This is a genomic window from Sphingomonas sp. (genome assembly GCF_029239295.1).
Taxonomy (GTDB): domain Bacteria; phylum Pseudomonadota; class Alphaproteobacteria; order Sphingomonadales; family Sphingomonadaceae; genus Sphingomonas.
The window spans coordinates 76238-93690 of sequence record NZ_JAQZBC010000002.1 but is presented as its reverse complement, the minus strand read 5'-3'; the positions used below and the strand labels follow the sequence as shown (position 1 = coordinate 93690).

Genomic DNA, 17453 nt, shown 5'->3' with positions numbered 1-17453 from the left:
CGCCCTGCGCCGGATCCGTCGCCTGTGACGATCGAGGAGATCGTCGCGCATTGGGGCGTGGTGGCGGTTTTCGCCGGCGCGATGATCGAGGGCGAGACGGCGGTGCTTGCCGGGGGATTGCTGTCCCACCAGGGGCTGTTGCACTGGCCGCTTGCCTTTGTCGCGGCGGCGGTCGGCTCGTTCCTGTCCGACCAGTTCTTCTTCGCGGCGGGCAGGCGTTATCGCGATAGTCCGACGGTGAAGCGATGGACGCAGAAAAGCGCCTTTGCCAAGGCGCTGCGGCTGCTGGAGCGATACCCCACCGGGTTCATCTTCGGATTTCGCTTCCTGTATGGATTCCGCACCGTCAGCCCGATCGCGATCGGGACGAGCCAGGTGCCGACATCGACCTTCGTCGTGATCAACGCCGTCGCCGCGACGGTGTGGGCGGCGCTGTTCACGGCGCTGGGTTACTGGTTCGGCGAGGCGGTGACGGAGCTGGCCGGACGGTTACAGCCAAGCCGCGAAACGCTGCTGATGGGCGTGGCGATGCTGGGCGGCGTCTTTGCGATCCTGCAGATCCTGCGATGGTGGCGAAAGCGATGACCTTCACCAAGACCTTTGTCGCCGATGCGGCCGACATCGATGAGCTGGGCCATGTGAACAATGCCGTGTGGGTGCGGTGGATCCAGGAACTGGCGGTCGCGCATTGGGAGGCGGTGGCGCCGCAGGAGCATCGCGAGGCCTATATCTGGGTCGTGACGCGGCACGAGATCGATTACCGCGGCAATCTGGCTGAGGGGCAACAGGCGACGGGCGCCACGTGGGTGCCGGAGCCTCCGCGCGGCGCGCGGTTCGACCGTCATTTCCGCTTTACCAGCGCGGATGGCCGAACGCTGGTGGAGGGGGTGACGACCTGGGCGCTGCTGGACCGGGCGAGTGGCCGGCTGCTGCGGGTACGCGCGGACGTGGCAGCGCCATTCATCAGCGACGGCCCAGCCTGATGCTGGATCGCCGCGCGGTCCTTGCCGCTGCCCCGCTGATTCTGCCGGCCTGCACCACGACACGCGCGCGGCCGATCGCATCGCCAGCGTCGGCCTGCCTCGCGCCGGTGCGGGTCGCCGCGGACCGGGTGATCCGAACGGTGGCTGGCCTCAGGCCCTATCGCGCGGGCGGGTTCGTGGTCCGGGCTGATCCGTTCGGCGACAAGCGCGTCGTGCACAATTACGGTCATGGCGGCGCCGGCATTACGCTGTCCTGGGGTACGTCACGCCTGGCCGTGGATGCTGGCCTGCCCGGCCATAGCGGGAGCGTGGCGGTGATCGGCGCCGGCATCATGGGCCTGACCACCGCACGGCTGTGCCAGGAGGCCGGTTTTCCGGTCACGCTGTACACCAAGGCGCTGCCGCCCGACACGACATCCAACATTGCGGGTGGGCAATGGGAGCCCGCCAGCCATTTCGCCGAGGATATGGTGACGCCCGAATGGCGCGCGCAATATGCACAGGCGCTGGAATATAGCTGGCGCCGGTTCCAGATCATGGTCGGCGAGGATTATGGCATCCGCTGGGTACCAACCTATCAGCAGACCCGGACGCCGCCGGGTCAGGCGCGAGCGTCAGCGCGCTACATGCCGGGCCTACGCTACCTCGACACGGCAGAGCATCCGTTCCCGATCAGCGGCCATGTGATCCGTTTCGACACAATGTACGCCGAGACCGGGCGGCTGCTTCGCAAGCTGGAGCAGGACGTTCGGATCGCAGGTGGACGTATCGTCGTTCGCAACTTCGACAGCGCGGCGGACGTCGACGCCCTGCCTGAGCGGCTGGTGTTCAATTGCACCGGCCTGGGTGCGGCGGCGCTGTTTGGCGATCGCGACCTTATCCCCGTGCGCGGCCAGCTGGCGATCCTGTTGCCCCAGCCCGAGGTGAATTACGCCTTTGGCGGCCAGATGGGATATATGTTTCCGCGGCCGGACGGCATCGTCTGCGGCGGCACGTTCGAGCGCGGGGAGCGAGTGGCCGTTCCGCAGCCGGGCGATATCGACACGATATTGTCGCGCCACGCGGCGTTTTTCGGCGGATTTCGCTGCAGCGCGTAACTGGTCGACCGGGCCAGCGGGTGGCCCGGCCTGTCGCGTCCGTCCTAGCTCAGCGAGGCACCGGGCGGGGCGGCGTTCATCATGGCATCGTTCAACGCCATGATCGCGGCGGCATCATCATTGTACACCTTGTCGAGATAATAACCGGCCAAAGTGTAATGAGCCTTCACCGCTTCGGGATTTTCGGTGCGCTGCGCCATTTCGAGCTCCGACTCGGCGCGGCGATAATAATATTCCTTGTCGTCGTCCACGAAACTCACTCCATCTCCCGATTGAGACCGTAGCCCGGTTGCCGGGAGTGCGAAATCAACCAAATCAATAATCAAAGAAAAAGCGCCCGAAAGCTGCGTTCATTGTTGCTGAAGCGCAATGTTCTTCTGCTCTCCATCTTCTATTCTACAGACAAGGAAACCCCGTCGCAGACGGCGACGAGGCTGGTTTATTGCTTGCACCGACAGCTGCTTTCGCAGACCATCGGAGGCCCGGTTCTTCACCGGGCTTCACCACACAACATATGGGCTGGCGGATTGTTCCTGCACGGCCCGCACAGCCGGAGATGTCATGTCGCTGATTGCCCTTCTGTTTGTCGCCCAAGCAGCAACAGCCTTCGTGCCCTCCGCAACGCCGGTCACCGCCGCCGCCCAGCCGGCAGTGCCGGCGCGCATCACGTCCTTGCTGAAGCGTTATCCCGTGATCGACGGACACAACGACCTGGCGTGGGAAATTCGCGACCGGCACGATGGCAAGGTCGAGGAGCTTGACCTGACGCGCGATACCTCCGCGCTGCCCTATCCCTTGCAGACCGACATTCCGCGGCTGCGGCGCGGCGGCGTGGGCGGGCAATTCTGGTCGGTGTGGATCCCGGCGACGACCACCGGGCCGCGCGCGGTGGAAATGACGCTGGAGCAGATCGACATCGTGCGCCGGGTCGCCGCAGCGAACCCCAGCGCCTTCGCGCTCGTCACGACCGCGGCTGAGGCGCGCGCGGCGCAGAAGGCGGGTCGCATCGCGTCGATGATCGGGATCGAGGGTGGGCACCAGATCGACGGACGGCTGTCGGTGCTGCGCCAGATGAAGGAACTGGGCGTTGGCTATATGACGCTGACGCACGGCAAGAGCCTGAGCTGGGCGGATTCGTCCACCGACACGCCGCGCGCCAACGGGCTGACCGATTTCGGCCGCTCGGTCGTGGCGGAGATGAACCGGATCGGCATGATCGTCGACGTCAGCCATATCTCGGACGCGACGATGGCGGCGGTGCTTGACGTGACAAAGGCGCCGGTGATCGCGTCGCATTCGGGCGCGCGGGCCGTCGCCGACGTGCCGCGCAACATTCCCGACGATCTGCTGGCACGGATCGGCAAGGCCGGCGGCGTGGTGATGGTCAACGTGTACCCGGCATTCGTGTCGGAGGAATGGCGCAAGTGGGATCGTGAGCGCACGGCCTTTGGCAAGGCGCAGGGGCTGGCGACCGACGTGTACGGGCCCAAGGCGCCGGCGCCGATGATCGCCTGGGACGCGGCGCATCCCATGCCGCATGTCACCGCCGCCAATGTGGCTGACCATGTCGAGCACATCGCCCGCATCGCCGGCAAGGGGGCGGTCGGGATCGGCGGCGATTATGATGGGATCGGCGGCACGGCGCCGGCCGACATGACGGGCGTGGATGGCTACCCGCGCCTGTTCGCTGAACTCGCGCGGCGCGGCTGGAGCGATGCGGAGCTGGGCGCGCTGGCGCAGGGCAATGTCCTGCGGGTGATGGAGCGGGTCGAGGCTGTCGCCGCCAGCCAGAAGGGGATGAAGCCGCTGGACGCGACCGCCACGGACTGAGCGGCCGGGCGGGCGCCGCCGCCTAGAGGTGCCGCAGCTGCGGTGCCAGGCGGCGCACGTCGAGATTGTCGACGCCAAGCACCAGGACCGTGCCGAGCCGCCGGTCGCGCGTGGCGACGCGCAGCCCCTCCCGCGTGGCCTGGACGTCGCGCCAGGCGATCTCACGCGCGGCGGGGCCCTTGCCACGGATCGCGAGAACCGCGACGCGCAAGCCGTCGCCGACGATGAGCGCGGCCTGTCCGTCGGTGCCGAGCACCGCGGATACCGGCAGGAAGCCGCCGAGCAGCTCTGCCGTGGCGGAGATCGCCTGGTCGGGGTCGGTCAGCCGCTGCCCGCCACCGCGACGCAGCAGCAGCCACCAGACGAACGCCCCCAACCCGGCCAGCGCAGCGATGGCCGCGCCCGCCATGATCCAGATCATCTGGGAGGCGCGACCGCGTCCATCAACGGACGAAGGGCGGTGAGATCATAGCCGGCGCCGCGTGCCTGCTGGGTCAGCGAATCCGGATCGACCCCCAGACCGGCCTGCGACAAGGCCCACAGGTTGCACGAGCGCGTGCCGGACCGGCAAAACGCCAGCACCGGGCCGCTTGCCGCGCCGAGCGCGTCGATCATTGCGGTGACCTGCGGCATCGAGAAGCCGGCGTGAGTGACCGGAATCGACGAATAGGCGAGCCCTTGATCCTCCGCGGCAGCGCGGATGGCGTCGCCGGTTGGCTGCGTATCCTCCTCGCCATCGGGACGATTGTTGATGATCGCCGCGAAGCCAGCGGCCTTGATCGCCGGGATGTCCTCCGGTGCGATCTGCTGGGCGACCGAGATGCGGTCGTCGATGCGGCGAATATCTAGCATGGCACCAGCGATAGCGCAGCTTCGCGCAGGGGAGAACCGGCACCGGTGCGTTATCCACCGGTTTTTACGCGGCTCACTGTTCGCGGATCACCCGCAGAAAAGGTTCGCCATAGGCGTCGAGCTTGCGCTGCCCGACACCGGTCAGGCGGCCGAGCGCCGACAGGCTGGTGGGACGGGTGGCCGCCATCTCGCGCAGCACCGAATCGTGGAAGATCACATAGGGAGGCACGCCCGCCTCCAGCGCCAGTTCGCGACGGCAGGTGCGCAACGCCTCGAACAGCGGATCGTTGACGGGATTGGCTGCCTGATCGCCGCGGCGGCGGCGCGCGCGCTTGGGCGGCATGACGAGCTTCAGATTATCCTCGCCCTTGATCAGCCCACGGGCGGCGGGGCCGAACTCCAGCCCGCCATGCGGATTGGTGCGCAGCGCGTCGCGCAGCAGCAGCGCACGGCCGACCGGCTTCAGCAAGGTTGTCTCATCGCCGTCGACGATGTTCCAGACCGACAGCGCCTCATGCCCGTTCATCAGGCTGCGTTCCGACGATTTGCCGGTCAGCACTTCCTCGACATAGGTCGCGCCATAGCTTTGGCCGGTGCGGAAGACGGCGGAGAGGTATTTGCGCGCGGTTTCGGTGGCGTCGATCGCATTGGGCGGCGAGAGGCAGTTGTCGCAGTTTCCGCACGTCGCGGGCGGCTGCTCACCGAAATGCGCCAGCAGGATGCGGCGACGGCACCCCGCGGTTTCGGCCAGCGCCCCGAGTGCGTTGAGGCGCTGCCGCTCACCCGGCTGGCGCTGCGGCTCGACCTCCGCGATGCGCTGGCGTGCGCGGGCGAAGTCTTCGGCGCCCCAGAACAGATGCGCGACCGCCGGGTCGCCGTCACGGCCTGCGCGGCCCGTTTCCTGGTAGTAGGCCTCGATCGATTTGGGCAGCCCGGCATGTGCGACGAAGCGCACGTCCGGCTTGTCGATCCCCATCCCGAACGCGACGGTGGCGACGATCACCATGTCCTCGCTGGCGACGAATGCAGCCTGGTTGCGGCGGCGGATCTCCGCGTCGAGGCCGGCGTGATAGGCCCGTACCGGGCGGCCCGTCGCCTGGCGCAGCGAATCGGCCAGCTTCTCCGTCCCGGCGCGGGTCTGGGCATAGACGATGCCTGGGCCGGGGGTGTCGCGGATGATGTCGGCGATCTGCCGCGTGGTGTTGTCGCGCGGGGTGATGGCGTAGCGAATGTTGGGCCGGTCGAACCCGGCGACGATCATGCCCTCCGCCGGAATGCCGAGCTGATCGAGGATGTCGGCGCGAGTATGCTCGTCCGCCGTCGCGGTCAGCGCGAGCCGGGGCACATCCGGGTAGCGATCCAGCAGCGGGCGCAGCAGGCGATAGTCGGGGCGGAAGTCATGGCCCCATTCGCTGACGCAATGCGCCTCGTCGATCGCGAACAGCGCCACCCGGCCGCGCTCCAGCAGATCGCGGAAGTCGGCCGTGGAGGCGCGTTCGGGCGCGATGTAGAGAAGGTCGAGATCGCCATCGAGGAAGCGGCCGCGCGTCTCGGCCTTATTCTCATCGACACTGGTGAGCGTGGCGGCGCGGATCCCGACCGCTTCCGCCGCGCGCAGCTGATCATGCATCAGGGCGATGAGCGGCGAGACGACGATGCAGGTACCGTCGAGCATCGTCGCGGGCAGCTGATAGGTCAGCGATTTGCCGGCGCCGGTCGGCATCACGGCGAGCGTCGACTGGCCCGCCAGCACGCGATCAACGACGTTGCGCTGAACACCGCGGAAATCGGGGAAACCAAACAGCTTCTGGAGGACGGAAACGGGGTCGGCGGCCATTCGATGCGGCTCTACGCGTCGCGAACGGAGGCGGCAACCGCGATGCCGCCGCTTGATCCGCAGCAGTTTACCCGGCGGCGGGACGCACTACATGCGGCGCATGAACAAGGTCCGCGACAATCGTGCCGAACAGGAATTCGAACTGGACGTCGGCGGCTATCGCGCGCTTGCCGCCTATCAGCGCGAGGGCGAGCGGATCGTCTTCACCCACACCGTCGTCCCGCCCGAGATCGAGGGGCGCGGGGTGGCATCGAAGCTGATCCGGGCGGCGCTGGACAGTGCGCGTGACCAGGGGCTGAAGGTCGTGCCGCAATGCACGTTCGTGGCGGCGTTCATCCGCCGGCATCCCGAATATCGCGACCTCGTCGGCTGAACGGGGGCGTCAGAGCATAAGGCGCGGCGCGCCGCCGCGGCTATTCGGCGCTCTCGGTTTCTTCGCTGGCATTCTCGCTCGCCTGCCGCGCCCATAGCTCGGCGTAGGTGCCGCCGGCGCGCAGCAGTTCCTCATGCGTGCCCTGTTCGGTCACCCGGCCGGCCTCCAGCACGACGATCTTGTCGGCATGTACGACGGTCGAGAGACGGTGGGCGATAACGATGGTGGTACGGCCGCGCTCGATCGCCTCCAGCGTCGCCATGATGTCCGCCTCGGTACGGCTGTCGAGCGCCGAGGTTGCTTCGTCCAGGATCAGGACGGGCGGGTTCTTGAGCAGGGTGCGGGCGATCGCCACGCGCTGCTTCTCACCGCCGGACAGCTTCAGGCCGCGCTCGCCGACGCGGGTCGCATAGCCATCAGGCTGCGCCTCGATGAAACCGGCGATAGCGGCCCCGCGCGCGGCGGCGCGGATGTCCGCATCGTCGGCGCCCTCGCGCCCGTATGCGATATTGTAGCCGATGGTGTCGTTGAAGAGCACCGTATCCTGCGGGACAATGCCGATCGCGCTGCGCAGGCTCGCCTGCGTTACGGCGGCGATATCCTGCCCGTCGATCGTGATCCTGCCGCCAGTCAGGTCGTAGAAGCGGTACAGCAGGCGCGCGAGCGTCGATTTTCCGGCGCCCGACGGGCCAACGACGGCGACGGTGCTGCCGGCCGGAATATCGAGCGTGATGCCCTTCAGAATGTCACGGCCGGGTTCGTAGCCGAAGCGAACATTTTCGAAGCGGAGATGCCCCGCGCCGACGCGTAGCGGGCGAGCGCCCGGCGGATCGACCACTTCGGACGGGGTGTCGACCAGATCGAACATCGCGCCCATGTCGATCACGCCTTGGCGGATCGTGCGATAGACCATGCCGAGCAGGTCGAGCGGACGGAAGAGCTGCGACAACAGGGTCGATACGAGCACCACGTCGCCGGCGGAGAAGCGCCCTTGCGACCAGCCCCAGACGACGAACGCCATGCCGCCGCCAAGCATCAGGTTGGTGATCGCGGCCTGGCCGATGTTGAGCCAGGCGAGGCTGTTTTCGGATTTTACGGCGGCCGTCGCATAGGCCTGCATCGCGGCATCGTAGCGCCGCGCCTCGCGATCCTCGGCGCTGAAATATTTTACCGTTTCAAAGTTCAGCAACGAATCGACCGCATGGGCGACGGCCCCGGTATCGAGATCGTTCATCCGCTGGCGCAAATTGGCCCGCCAGTCGGTCACTTTCCGGGTGAACCAGATGTAGACGACCACCATCACCACGGTGGCGGCGACCAGTGGCCAGCCGAACTTCACCCAGAAGATGCCGAGGACCAGCGTCAGTTCAAGGATGGTCGGCGCGATGTTGAACAGGAGGAAGTAGAGCATCGTGTCGATGCTCTTGGTGCCGCGTTCGACCACCTTGGTGACGGCGCCGGTGCGCCGTTCGAGATGGAAGCGCAGCGACAGATCGTGGAGGTGGCGGAACACCTGGCTGGCAAGCCGGCGAGTTGCCTCCTGCCCGACGCTTTCGAACACGGTGTTGCGCAGATTGTCGAACAGCGTGCTGCCGAAGCGTGCCGCAGCGTAGCCGACGACAAGCAGGATCACGAGCATCGCCGGCGAGCGTGGCAGCGTCGCCATGCCGTCCACCGCGCCCTGCAACGCAAAGGGGGCGCCATAGACCTGAACCAGCTTCGACATGAGGACGAGCAGCATCGCGCCCGTCACGCGCAGCTTCATGCCCGGCGCGTCGGAGGGCCAGAGATAGGGCAGGAAGCGGCGCAGCGTTGGGCCAAGCGGACGCTCGGTGCTGGTCCCGGTCGGGTCGGTCGGTGGCATTGTTGCTTATGTCGTAGCCCGGAGGGGCGCGTGCAATGGGGTGAAGCGCAGTTGATGCGAAGGAGCCGCCACCCCGAGGCGATCGGGGTGACGGCCCTGCCGGTTCGTCGATGCGCGAGCGTTACTTCGCGGCGGACCTGGTCGAACCAAGACCCTTCACATGATCGGCGCCGTGGCGGATCTCCGCGGTGGAGCCCTGCAGCGCGTCGCCGATCGGCTCGGCGCGTCCGCCGAGGCACGGGGCGAGGAAGTTCTCCGTCACGGCGTTGAACGCGATGTTGTTCACCGGTCGGGCGAAACCATGGCCTTCGTCGGGGAAGACGACATAGGTCACAGGGATGTTCTTCGCCTTCATTGCGTCCACGATCTGATCGCTTTCGCGCACGTTGACGCGCGGATCGTTGGCGCCCTGACCGATCAGCAGCGGCTTCTTGATCCTGTCGGCGGCGAACAGTGGTGAGCGTTCCTTGAGGACCGCCTGGCCTTCTGCCGTGTTCGGATCACCCATGCGCCGGTACATCTGCTGCTTGCCCGCCTCCCAATAGGCGGGAATCGAGCCGAGCAGCGTATGCAGATTGGACGGGCCGACGATATCGACGCCGCAGGCGAAGGTGTCGGGCGTGAAGGCGAGGCCGGCGAGCGTTGCATAGCCGCCGTACGAGCCGCCCATGATCGCGACCTTGTCCTTGGTCGTGACGCCCTGCGCGACGGCCCAGTCGACCGCGTCGAGCAGATCGTCATGCATCTTCTTGCCCCATTCCATGTTCCCGGCGGCGAGGAATTTCTTCCCGAAACCGGTGGAGGCGCGGAAGTTGACCGACAGCACCGCATAGCCGCGGTTCGCGAGCCACTGGTGGTAGCTGTTATAGCCGTAGACGTCGCGGCCCCATGGCCCGCCATGGACGAACAGCACCATCGGCACGGGCCGATCCGCCTTGCCATCGCCATTGGCATCGGCGTCCTTCGGCAAGGTGAGATAGGAGACAAGGTCGAGCCCGTCGCGCGCTTTGATCACGGTCGGGTGCATCGGCACCAGCGGGGCGCCGACCAGCGCGGGACGCGATACATAGAGCTGCTTCAGCGTCTTTGCCGTGCGGTCATAGACCCAGGTCGACGCAGGGGCGGAGACCGCATCGAAAGAGACAAGCCAGGTGTCATCGGCATCGGTGCGGCTGGTGACGGTGAACTCACCCTTGTTCTGCGCCTTCAGAAAGGCGATGTCCGCCTTTACGGCATCGCCGACGGGGACATATTCGCCCCGCAGATACTCCTGCCGGTACGCCTCGATCTCGCCCGTCTTCGGGTTGAACAGCCCGGCCTCCAGATCGACGCGGGGATCCTGAGCGATCGGCGTCATCTTGCCCGATGCATCCTGCGCCATGATCGCGGCGGTGTCGCGATCGCGCGAATCCATCCAGTAGATCGTCCGGCCGTCGGTGGTGAAGGCGAGCGGCATCGTGGTCAGGCTGTCGTCGAGGCCGTAAGAAACCGCGGGGGTCGCCTCCACCTTGTTGTTGACGACGCGGAACCAGTCGTCGCCGCCGTCGGCGCGCGGCCGGGAGGCGAGGCGCACGTTCAGTTGGTCGTCCGCGAGGAAGCCGCCATAGCCGTCGTTCTGCATCACCAGCGTCAGCTTGCCCGTCTTCAGATCGAGGCTGTAGACGTCGTGCCAGCGCGGATCGCGGTTGTTGAGGCCGATGAGGATACGGTCCTTGATGACCGTACTCTGCCCGATCGGCATGACGCGAACCTTGTCGAACGGCGTGTAATCGCGCGCCTCGCCACCGGTGACGGGAGCGCCGTAGAGCCGGAAATTCTCGTCGCCGCCCTTGTCGTTGACGAACAGGATCTGGCTTGAGTCGGGTGCCCAGAAGGTCTGCCGGATCGGGCGCTGTTTCTCCGCGGTCAGCGGGCGGGCAGCGGCGGGATCAGAGGCGGGTGCAACCCAGACGTTGAGCACGCCATCGCGCGGCGCGATGAAGCTGATCCACTTGCCATCGGGGGAGAGGCGCCCGCTGGTTTTCTCAGGGTTTCCGAACAGCTTCGTCCGTTCGATGAGTGGCACCTCAGCACTCATGGCGGGTGCCCCTGCAAGCATCAGCGCGGTCGCGGCAAGCGCGGCCTTCGTCACGGACAGCATGATTGTTCCTCCCCATTTTCATCCTTTTAGTGTGTCAGTGTGGCAGCACACCTGCAAGCGCATTCATGGAACAGTCTGACGGCGTCGCGGGTTGTTGGAGGAGAGTGGAGGCGCGTGTGCAACCGATCTTTTTCGTACTGGCGATCATGGGCTGCGGGGACGATCAGTCCGGCTGCGCCGAGGCGCGGATTGAGCCGGTTCGCTTCGCTACGGTACAGCAATGCCGGGCAGCGGCGCCTGCCGCTCTGGCGCGTAATACCGACCTTATGTTTCCGGTAATCAGCGCCGCGTGCCGCGCTAGCGGGCCGCAGTGGGTGGCCAAGGACAAGGGCCAGCCGAAGGGCTGAACCGATTGCGGCGGCGGCAGCGCCGGCGGTTCATCCGACATCCAGAGAGACAGAAAGGGCGCCGGTCGATCGACCGGCGCCCTTCTGGTTTATTCCACCGCGACCTTTGCCTTGCCGCCCTTGCGCTTCGGCTTCTTGGGCGCCGCGCCGACGATCTCGAACGTCAGCGCATTGTCCTTCAGCTTCACCACGACCTCGCCGCCATGGACCAGCTTGCCGAACAGCAATTCCTCGGCCAGCGGCTGCTTGATCTTCTCCTGGATCAGGCGGCCCATCGGGCGTGCGCCATAGAGCTTGTCATAGCCCTTGGTGGTCAGCCACTGGCGCGCCTCGTCGTCGAGCTTGATGTGGACGTCGCGGTCCGCCAGCTGGAGCTCCAGCTGAAGGATGAACTTGTCCACCACCCGGGCGACCACTTCGGTCGGAAGGTAGCTGAACGGCACGATCGCATCGAGACGGTTGCGGAATTCCGGCGTGAACAGCTTCTGCACGGCCTGCTCGTCCTCGCCCTCGCGGGAAAGGTTGCCGAAGCCCAAAGTCTCGCGCGCCATGTCGGAAGCGCCCGCATTGGTCGTCATGATCAGGATGACGTTGCGGAAATCGACCGTCTTGCCGTGCTGATCGGTCAGGCGGCCGTTGTCCATCACCTGCAAGAGGATGTTGAACAGGTCGGGATGCGCCTTCTCGATCTCGTCCAGCAGCAGCACACAATGCGGGTTCTGGTCGACCGCGTCGGTCAGCAGGCCGCCCTGGTCGAACCCGACATAGCCCGGAGGCGCACCGATCAGCCGGCTGACTGAGTGGCGCTCCATATATTCGGACATGTCGAACCGCTGCAGCGGGATGCCCATGATCGTCGCAAGCTGCTTGGCAACCTCGGTCTTGCCGACGCCGGTAGGGCCGGTGAACAGATAGTTGCCGATCGGCTTCTCGGGATCGCGCAGGCCTGCACGGCTGAGCTTGATCGCCGAGGCGAGGTTCTCGATCGCCTTGTTCTGGCCGAAGACGACACGCTTCAGGTCGGTCTCGAGCGTCTCGAGCACCTTCTTGTCGTCGGTCGACACGCTCTTCGGCGGGATGCGCGCCATGGTCGCGATGACCTGCTCGATCTCCTTGGGCGTGATCGTCTTCTTCCTCTTAGACGGCGCCACCAGCATCTGCATCGCGCCGACCTCGTCGATCACGTCGATCGCCTTGTCGGGCAGCTTGCGGTCATTGATGTAGCGCGCTGACAGCTCCACCGCCGACTTGATCGCGTCGGGCGTGTACTTGACGTCGTGGTGGCTCTCGAACGCCGAACGCAGGCCGGCGAGGATCTTGATCGTATCCTCGATCGTCGGCTCGTTCACGTCGATCTTCTGGAACCGGCGCAGCAGCGCGCGATCCTTTTCGAAGTGGTTGCGGAACTCCTTGTAGGTGGTCGAGCCGATGCAGCGGATCGTGCCGCCGGACAGCGCCGGCTTCAGCAGGTTCGATGCATCCATCGCGCCGCCGCTGGTCGCGCCGGCACCGATCACGGTGTGGATCTCATCAATGAAGAGCACCGCGTCGGGCAGCTTCTCCAGCTCGTTAACGACCTGCTTCAGCCGTTCCTCGAAATCGCCGCGGTAGCGCGTGCCGGCAAGCAGCGCGCCCATGTCGAGCGAATAGATGACGGCTGGCTTCAGCACGTCGGGCACGTCGCCCTCGACGATCTTGCGCGCCAGGCCCTCCGCAATGGCGGTCTTGCCGACGCCCGGATCGCCCACATACAGCGGGTTGTTCTTCGACCGGCGGCACAGGATCTGCACCGTGCGGTCGACCTCCGGACCACGACCGATCAGCGGATCGACCTTGCCGTTGCGGGCCTTTTCATTGAGGTCGACGGTGAACTGCTTGAGCGCGCTTTCGCCCTTGCCGCCCTTCTCCGCCGGCTTCTTCTCTTCCTTGTCCTCGGCGCCCTTGGGGGTGGAGGCTTCAGGTGCCGACGCGCCCTTGCCGACGCCGTGGCTGATGAAGCTGACGGCATCGAGGCGGCTCATGTCCTGCTGCTGCAGGAAATAGACCGCATAGCTTTCGCGTTCGGAAAACAGCGCGACGAGCACGTTGGCACCGGTCACTTCATCGCGACCGGAAGACTGGACGTGCAGGATGGCGCGCTGAACGACGCGCTGGAAACCGCTGGTGGGGGAGGGATCGGTCTGCTGATCGACCTTCAGCGCGCCAAGCTCGGTATCGAGATAGTGCGCGACGGTGGTCTTGAGTTCGCCAAGGTCGACGCCGCACGCGGTCATCACCTGGCTGGCGTGCTCATCATCGACGAGCGCGAACAGCAGATGTTCGAGCGTGGCATATTCATGGCGCCGGGACGACGCGGCCTCGAGTGCCTTGTGCAGCGTGGTCTCGAGAGCGCTGGCAAAGGATGGCATTCAGGATACTCCAACCGGGCGGCAGGCAGGCGCCTGGCCCTTTCTCACCATGTCGTGATTGCGATGGCCGGCATCAAGAAGCGCGGCTCGGCACCGGGGGGTGGCGTGTCGCCGGGCGGATGCCCGCCGGATCATTGCCTGAACAAGGCGTCCGCAGAAGCGCGCGTGTTCGAGGCCAGTTCAATCTTGCGCCGGCTGCGGGCGATTTCGCCCTCCAGCACCGTGATACGCGCCTCCAGCTCGGCAACCGAGAGGCGATCGAGATCCTCACGCACGAGGGCGGTCAGCGGATCGTCGGGCCGGGACCCGAGGATATCATCCAGATCCATAGCCCCCATCGTTGACCGCTGCGGGTGCGAAGTCAATAAGGCGCGCACAGGGCGATGAAGGGGGAGGCGAATGTACACCATTCCTGCGACAATGCGGGCGATCGATCCGGAGGCACCGGGCGGGCCCGAGGTGCTCCAGATCGTCGAACGTCCCGTTCCTGTCGTGCAGGCTGGCGAGGTGCTGATCCGCGTTGCCGCTGCCGGCGTCAATCGCCCGGACGTGATGCAGCGCAAGGGCGCCTATCCGCCACCCCCCGGTGCGCCGAGCATCTTTGGCCTGGAAGTGTCGGGAACGGTGGTCGCGCTGAGTGATGACGTCCACCAGCTGATGGTGGGGCAGCCGGTGTGCGCGCTGATCGCCGGCGGCGGCTATGCCGACTATGTCACTGCGCCGGCGGGACAATGTCTGCCCGTGCCCGAGCTGCTGTCGATGGAAGAAGCAGCCGCGATGCCCGAGACGCTGTTCACCGTGTGGACCAACCTGTTCGAGCGGGCCTATGCCTCGGAAGGCGATACCGTGCTGGTGCATGGCGGGACGAGCGGGATCGGCACGATGGCGATCGCGCTGTGCAACACCTTTGGCGTCACGATCATCGTCACTGCGGGCTCGGATGAGAAAGTGGCGGCGGCCAAGGCGCTAGGGGCGGATCACGCGATCAATTACAAGACCGAGGATTTCGTCGAGCGGGTGAAGGAAATCACCGGAGGCGCTGGCTGCGCCGCGGTGCTCGACATGGTGGGCGGCGACTATGTTGCCCGCAATCTCAAGTGCCTGGCGCCGGACGGGCGGCATGTGTCGATCGCGGTGCAGGGCGGCGCGAAGGCGACGATCCCGATTTTCGAGCTGATGATGAAGCGGCTGACGCTGACCGGATCGACGCTGCGCGCGCGTGACACCGGGTTCAAGGCGATGGTCGCCGACGAACTGGCGCGCACCGTGTGGCCGCATGTCGAGGCGGGGCGATTGAAGCCGGTGATGGACAAGGTGTTCCCGCTGGAACAGGCGGCAGAGGCGCATCGCCGCATGGAAGCCGGCGATCACGTGGGGAAGATCGTCCTGACGATGGGCTAGTTCCGGCCGCCTTCCGGAGAAGATTGGCCGATCTGCGTGGCGAGCTGGCCAGCAGCGATTTCCGGGGTCGATTTGTCGGTATCGCGATCGACCTGATAGTTGGCGGCGCGCATCATCGCAGGGGTGATCGCGCCGATCAGCGGGCGAAGCGCGTTCACGAAGCGCGCGTCCTGCGCCCGCCGCGGCGATAACAGCAGGATCGCGTCATAGCCCGGGATCGCGCCGCGCGGATCGGGCAGCACGACCAGATCGTCCGCCGCGATCCGGCCGTCCGACGAAAAGGCGCTGATCACATCGGCGCGGCCGCTGGCGAGCGCACGATACATGAAGGTGGGGCTGTAGGGCGTCGTCGCGGCGAAGCGCATCGGATAGGCGCGGCGGATCGCGGCCCATTCGGCGCGGTCGAGAAATTCGAGATCAGCGCCCAGGCGTAGCTGTGGCGATTGCCGCGCGAGATCGTCGAGGTTGGCAATGCCGCGGCGTGCCGCATCCTGCCGCCGCATCGCAAAGGCATAAGCGTTTTCGAAGCCGAGCGAGCCGAGCAGCGCGACCCCATGCTGCTGGCGCGCCCAGTCCGCGATCGCACGCACCTGTTGCTCGCGCGGCGGGGTGTCAGTGCGCTTCATCTCACCGGTCCAGATCGTGCCGGCATAATCGACATAGACGTCGATCGCGCCGCTCTTGATCGCGCCAAAGGCGACCGCGGAGCCGAGGCCGTCGCGGTACTCGACCGCATAGCCGGCATCGCGCAGCCGATCGCCGATGAGGCGCGCGAGGATGAATTGTTCGGAGAAATTCTTCGCGCCGACGATCACCCGATCCTGATCGCTGCGCCAGAGCGGCGCGGCGGCGGCGATCGTTGCCGCGACGATCAGCCCGAGCGACAGCAGCGCGATCCAGCGGCGGCGGTGAACGATACCCCATTCGGAGGCGCCGAGCAGCGCGTCGGTCGCGAGCGCGAGCCCGGCCGAGGCGATGCAGCCGGCGAGCACCAGCGGCCAGGATTGCGTCTGCAACCCGGCGAAGATCAGATCGCCGAGGCTCGGCTGACCAACGGTGGTGGAGAGGGTGGCTGCACCAATTGTCCAGACGGCGGCGGTGCGTACCCCCGCCATCACCATCGGCAGCACCAGTGGTGCCTCGACCAGCCGGCGTTTCTGCCAGCCGGTCATGCCGATCCCGTCGGCGGCCTCGATCACCGCGGGGTCGAGCCCCTGCAACCCGGTGACGACGTTTCGCAGGATCGGGAGGATCGCATAGAGCGTCAGCGCGAGCACCGACGGCAGGAAACCGAGCGCGGGCAAGCCACCGATCCACAAGAGGATCGGGTAGAATAAGGCGAGCAGCGCGAGGCTGGGGATCGTCTGGACGAGGCTGGCCGCGCCAAGCGCGATCCGCGCCGCGGTGGGCCGGCGGGCCGACCAGAAACCAAGCGGGACGGCGATCAGGACGCCAGCCGCCAGCGCGGCCATGGCCAGCAGGAAATGCTGCGCGGCGAGATCGGGGACGCGGCCCCAGGCGTCAGTCATCGGGAAAGGCTCGCAAGGCGAAGCGCCTGATCGCGCGGGACGGCGACGAGCGCCTGCGCCTGATCCCCGCCGGCGCCGGCAAGCAGCGCGGCCGGCGTTTCGTCGGCGACGATCTGGCCGTGGCTCATCACCAGGATACGATCGGCGAGCAGCAGCGCCTCCGCCATGTCATGCGTGACCATGATGGTGGTGAGGCCAAGCCGATGGTGAAGCGCATGGACCGCGTCGCCCAGCGCGCTGCGCGTGATCGGATCGAGCGCGCCGAACGGTTCGTCGAGCAGCAGCAGGCGCGGCCCGGTGACGAGTGCGCGTGCGACGCCGACGCGCTGGCGCTGCCCGCCCGACAGCGCATCGGGGAGGCGCGCGCCCAGTGTCCGGGGCAGATCGACAAGATCGAGCATGTCCCCGACGCGGTTGTCGCGATCCACCGCCGTCGGGCGATCAGCGGCGATGCGCAGCGGGAGGGCGATATTCTCCGCGACGGTCAAATGCGGGAAAAGCCCAACATTCTGGAAAACGTAACCGATCGAGCGGCGCAGGATGGCGGGAGGCTGCTCAGTCACCAACGTGTCCGCGACGGTGACATGGCCGCCGGTCGGCTCCGCCAGGCGATTGATCATCTTCAGCAGGGTCGACTTGCCCGAGCCCGAACTGCCGACCAGTGCGACGAAGCTGCCGCCATCGATGTGAAGGGTCACGTCATCGACGGCCGCCGTGCCACCGGCATAGTGTTTCGAGACGCGGTGGAAAGCCACCGCCGGGCCGGATAAGTCCACGGGCATCGGCCGGCAG

The 17453-nt window shown here is 66.5% G+C and carries 17 protein-coding genes; 7 read left to right on the top strand and 10 right to left on the bottom strand.

Annotation, left to right across the window (positions count from 1 at the left end; all coding sequences use genetic code 11):
- The first annotated feature begins 24 nt into the window (after positions 1-24).
- The 3 genes from K0S66_RS02045 to K0S66_RS02035 are packed head-to-tail and all read left to right on the top strand — an operon-like array spanning position 25 to position 2080.
- Positions 25-585 carry a DedA family protein gene (locus K0S66_RS02045; protein ID WP_301073430.1) on the top strand — a complete coding sequence of 187 codons (561 nt, stop codon included), beginning with the start codon at positions 25-27 and terminating at the stop codon, positions 583-585.
- Entirely contained in the window at positions 582-983 is a 402-nt protein-coding gene (locus tag K0S66_RS02040; RefSeq protein ID WP_301073429.1) for an acyl-CoA thioesterase, read from the top strand. The genes K0S66_RS02045 and K0S66_RS02040 overlap by 4 nt, the downstream gene beginning before the upstream one ends.
- Entirely contained in the window at positions 983-2080 is a 1098-nt protein-coding gene (locus K0S66_RS02035) for an FAD-dependent oxidoreductase (protein WP_301073428.1), read from the top strand. Before K0S66_RS02040 ends, K0S66_RS02035 begins: the two co-directional genes overlap by 1 nt.
- Positions 2081-2124: 44 nt before the next feature.
- Here K0S66_RS02035 and K0S66_RS02030 read toward each other — a convergent pair whose 3' ends face one another.
- Positions 2125-2340, bottom strand: coding sequence for a hypothetical protein (locus K0S66_RS02030; RefSeq protein WP_301073427.1), 216 nt, complete (start codon positions 2338-2340; stop codon positions 2125-2127).
- 301 nt (positions 2341-2641) lie between these two features.
- On the opposite strand from K0S66_RS02030, the gene K0S66_RS02025 reads away from it, so the two are divergent.
- Positions 2642-3910: a dipeptidase gene (locus K0S66_RS02025; RefSeq protein ID WP_301073426.1), complete on the top strand. Its 1269-nt coding sequence runs from the start codon at positions 2642-2644 to the stop codon at positions 3908-3910.
- Positions 3911-3932: 22 nt separating this feature from the next.
- Here the strand turns inward: K0S66_RS02025 and K0S66_RS02020 are convergent, their stop codons facing one another.
- The 3 genes from K0S66_RS02020 to recQ all read right to left on the bottom strand — a co-directional run bounded on the left by K0S66_RS02020 (position 3933) and on the right by recQ (position 6599).
- The gene (locus tag K0S66_RS02020; protein ID WP_301073425.1) at positions 3933-4331 is read right to left on the bottom strand and encodes a hypothetical protein; all 399 of its coding nucleotides are present in this window, start codon (positions 4329-4331) and stop codon (positions 3933-3935) included.
- On the bottom strand, positions 4328-4762 hold the full coding sequence (locus tag K0S66_RS02015) for a TIGR01244 family sulfur transferase (protein ID WP_301073423.1): 435 nt from the start codon (positions 4760-4762) through the stop codon (positions 4328-4330). Before K0S66_RS02015 ends, K0S66_RS02020 begins: the two co-directional genes overlap by 4 nt.
- A gap of 73 nt (positions 4763-4835) precedes the next feature.
- Complete coding sequence (gene recQ / locus K0S66_RS02010) at positions 4836-6599, bottom strand: DNA helicase RecQ (RefSeq protein WP_301073422.1); 1764 nt, start codon at positions 6597-6599, stop codon at positions 4836-4838.
- Between the two features lie 100 nt (positions 6600-6699).
- Between recQ and K0S66_RS02005 the strand changes: the two genes are divergently transcribed.
- Positions 6700-6972, top strand: a complete 273-nt coding sequence (locus K0S66_RS02005) for a GNAT family N-acetyltransferase (protein WP_301073421.1) — start codon at positions 6700-6702, stop codon at positions 6970-6972.
- Positions 6973-7012: 40 nt separating this feature from the next.
- Here K0S66_RS02005 and K0S66_RS02000 read toward each other — a convergent pair whose 3' ends face one another.
- Both K0S66_RS02000 and K0S66_RS01995 read right to left on the bottom strand, forming a co-directional pair.
- A complete protein-coding gene (locus K0S66_RS02000; RefSeq protein ID WP_301073420.1) occupies positions 7013-8836 on the bottom strand; it encodes an ABC transporter ATP-binding protein/permease in 1824 nt (607 codons plus the stop codon).
- A gap of 121 nt (positions 8837-8957) precedes the next feature.
- Positions 8958-10976, bottom strand: coding sequence for a S9 family peptidase (locus tag K0S66_RS01995; protein ID WP_301073419.1), 2019 nt, complete (start codon positions 10974-10976; stop codon positions 8958-8960).
- A 116-nt stretch (positions 10977-11092) separates the two neighbouring features.
- Between K0S66_RS01995 and K0S66_RS01990 the strand changes: the two genes are divergently transcribed.
- Positions 11093-11323: a hypothetical protein gene (locus tag K0S66_RS01990; RefSeq protein WP_301073418.1), complete on the top strand. Its 231-nt coding sequence runs from the start codon at positions 11093-11095 to the stop codon at positions 11321-11323.
- 89 nt (positions 11324-11412) lie between these two features.
- Here the strand turns inward: K0S66_RS01990 and clpA are convergent, their stop codons facing one another.
- Both clpA and K0S66_RS01980 read right to left on the bottom strand, forming a co-directional pair.
- Entirely contained in the window at positions 11413-13731 is a 2319-nt protein-coding gene (gene clpA / locus K0S66_RS01985; protein WP_301073417.1) for an ATP-dependent Clp protease ATP-binding subunit ClpA, read from the bottom strand.
- A 131-nt stretch (positions 13732-13862) separates the two neighbouring features.
- On the bottom strand, positions 13863-14060 hold the full coding sequence (locus K0S66_RS01980; RefSeq protein WP_301073416.1) for a DUF1192 domain-containing protein: 198 nt from the start codon (positions 14058-14060) through the stop codon (positions 13863-13865).
- A 70-nt stretch (positions 14061-14130) separates the two neighbouring features.
- Here K0S66_RS01980 and K0S66_RS01975 point away from each other — a divergent pair, with 70 nt between their 5' ends.
- The gene (locus K0S66_RS01975; RefSeq protein ID WP_301073415.1) at positions 14131-15132 is read left to right on the top strand and encodes an NAD(P)H-quinone oxidoreductase; all 1002 of its coding nucleotides are present in this window, start codon (positions 14131-14133) and stop codon (positions 15130-15132) included.
- On the opposite strand, the gene K0S66_RS01970 is transcribed toward K0S66_RS01975, so the two are convergent.
- Together K0S66_RS01970 and K0S66_RS01965 are read right to left on the bottom strand one after the other, a co-directional pair.
- Complete coding sequence (locus tag K0S66_RS01970; protein WP_301073414.1) at positions 15129-16661, bottom strand: ABC transporter permease/substrate-binding protein; 1533 nt, start codon at positions 16659-16661, stop codon at positions 15129-15131. The two genes, K0S66_RS01975 and K0S66_RS01970, sit on opposite strands and share 4 nt — an antisense overlap.
- Positions 16658-17443, bottom strand: coding sequence for an ATP-binding cassette domain-containing protein (locus K0S66_RS01965; RefSeq protein ID WP_301073413.1), 786 nt, complete (start codon positions 17441-17443; stop codon positions 16658-16660). Before K0S66_RS01965 ends, K0S66_RS01970 begins: the two co-directional genes overlap by 4 nt.
- Positions 17444-17453: the final 10 nt, after the last annotated feature.

Excerpts from the sequence above, each read along its gene's own strand:
- K0S66_RS01980 (WP_301073416.1), bottom strand. The coding sequence starts at position 14,060 with ATGGATCTGGATGATATCCTCGGGTCCCGGCCCGACGATCCGCTGACC.
- K0S66_RS02040 (WP_301073429.1), top strand. The coding sequence starts at position 582 with ATGACCTTCACCAAGACCTTTGTCGCCGATGCGGCCGACATCGATGAG.
- K0S66_RS01970 (WP_301073414.1), bottom strand. The coding sequence starts at position 16,661 with ATGACTGACGCCTGGGGCCGCGTCCCCGATCTCGCCGCGCAGCATTTC.
- K0S66_RS02025 (WP_301073426.1), top strand. The coding sequence starts at position 2,642 with ATGTCGCTGATTGCCCTTCTGTTTGTCGCCCAAGCAGCAACAGCCTTC.
- recQ (WP_301073422.1), bottom strand. The coding sequence starts at position 6,599 with ATGGCCGCCGACCCCGTTTCCGTCCTCCAGAAGCTGTTTGGTTTCCCC.
- K0S66_RS02005 (WP_301073421.1), top strand. The coding sequence starts at position 6,700 with ATGAACAAGGTCCGCGACAATCGTGCCGAACAGGAATTCGAACTGGAC.
- K0S66_RS01975 (WP_301073415.1), top strand. The coding sequence starts at position 14,131 with ATGTACACCATTCCTGCGACAATGCGGGCGATCGATCCGGAGGCACCG.
- K0S66_RS02015 (WP_301073423.1), bottom strand. The coding sequence starts at position 4,762 with ATGCTAGATATTCGCCGCATCGACGACCGCATCTCGGTCGCCCAGCAG.
- K0S66_RS02020 (WP_301073425.1), bottom strand. The coding sequence starts at position 4,331 with ATGATCTGGATCATGGCGGGCGCGGCCATCGCTGCGCTGGCCGGGTTG.
- K0S66_RS01995 (WP_301073419.1), bottom strand. The coding sequence starts at position 10,976 with ATGCTGTCCGTGACGAAGGCCGCGCTTGCCGCGACCGCGCTGATGCTT.
- K0S66_RS01965 (WP_301073413.1), bottom strand. The coding sequence starts at position 17,443 with ATGCCCGTGGACTTATCCGGCCCGGCGGTGGCTTTCCACCGCGTCTCG.
- clpA (WP_301073417.1), bottom strand. The coding sequence starts at position 13,731 with ATGCCATCCTTTGCCAGCGCTCTCGAGACCACGCTGCACAAGGCACTC.
- K0S66_RS02035 (WP_301073428.1), top strand. The coding sequence starts at position 983 with ATGCTGGATCGCCGCGCGGTCCTTGCCGCTGCCCCGCTGATTCTGCCG.
- K0S66_RS02000 (WP_301073420.1), bottom strand. The coding sequence starts at position 8,836 with ATGCCACCGACCGACCCGACCGGGACCAGCACCGAGCGTCCGCTTGGC.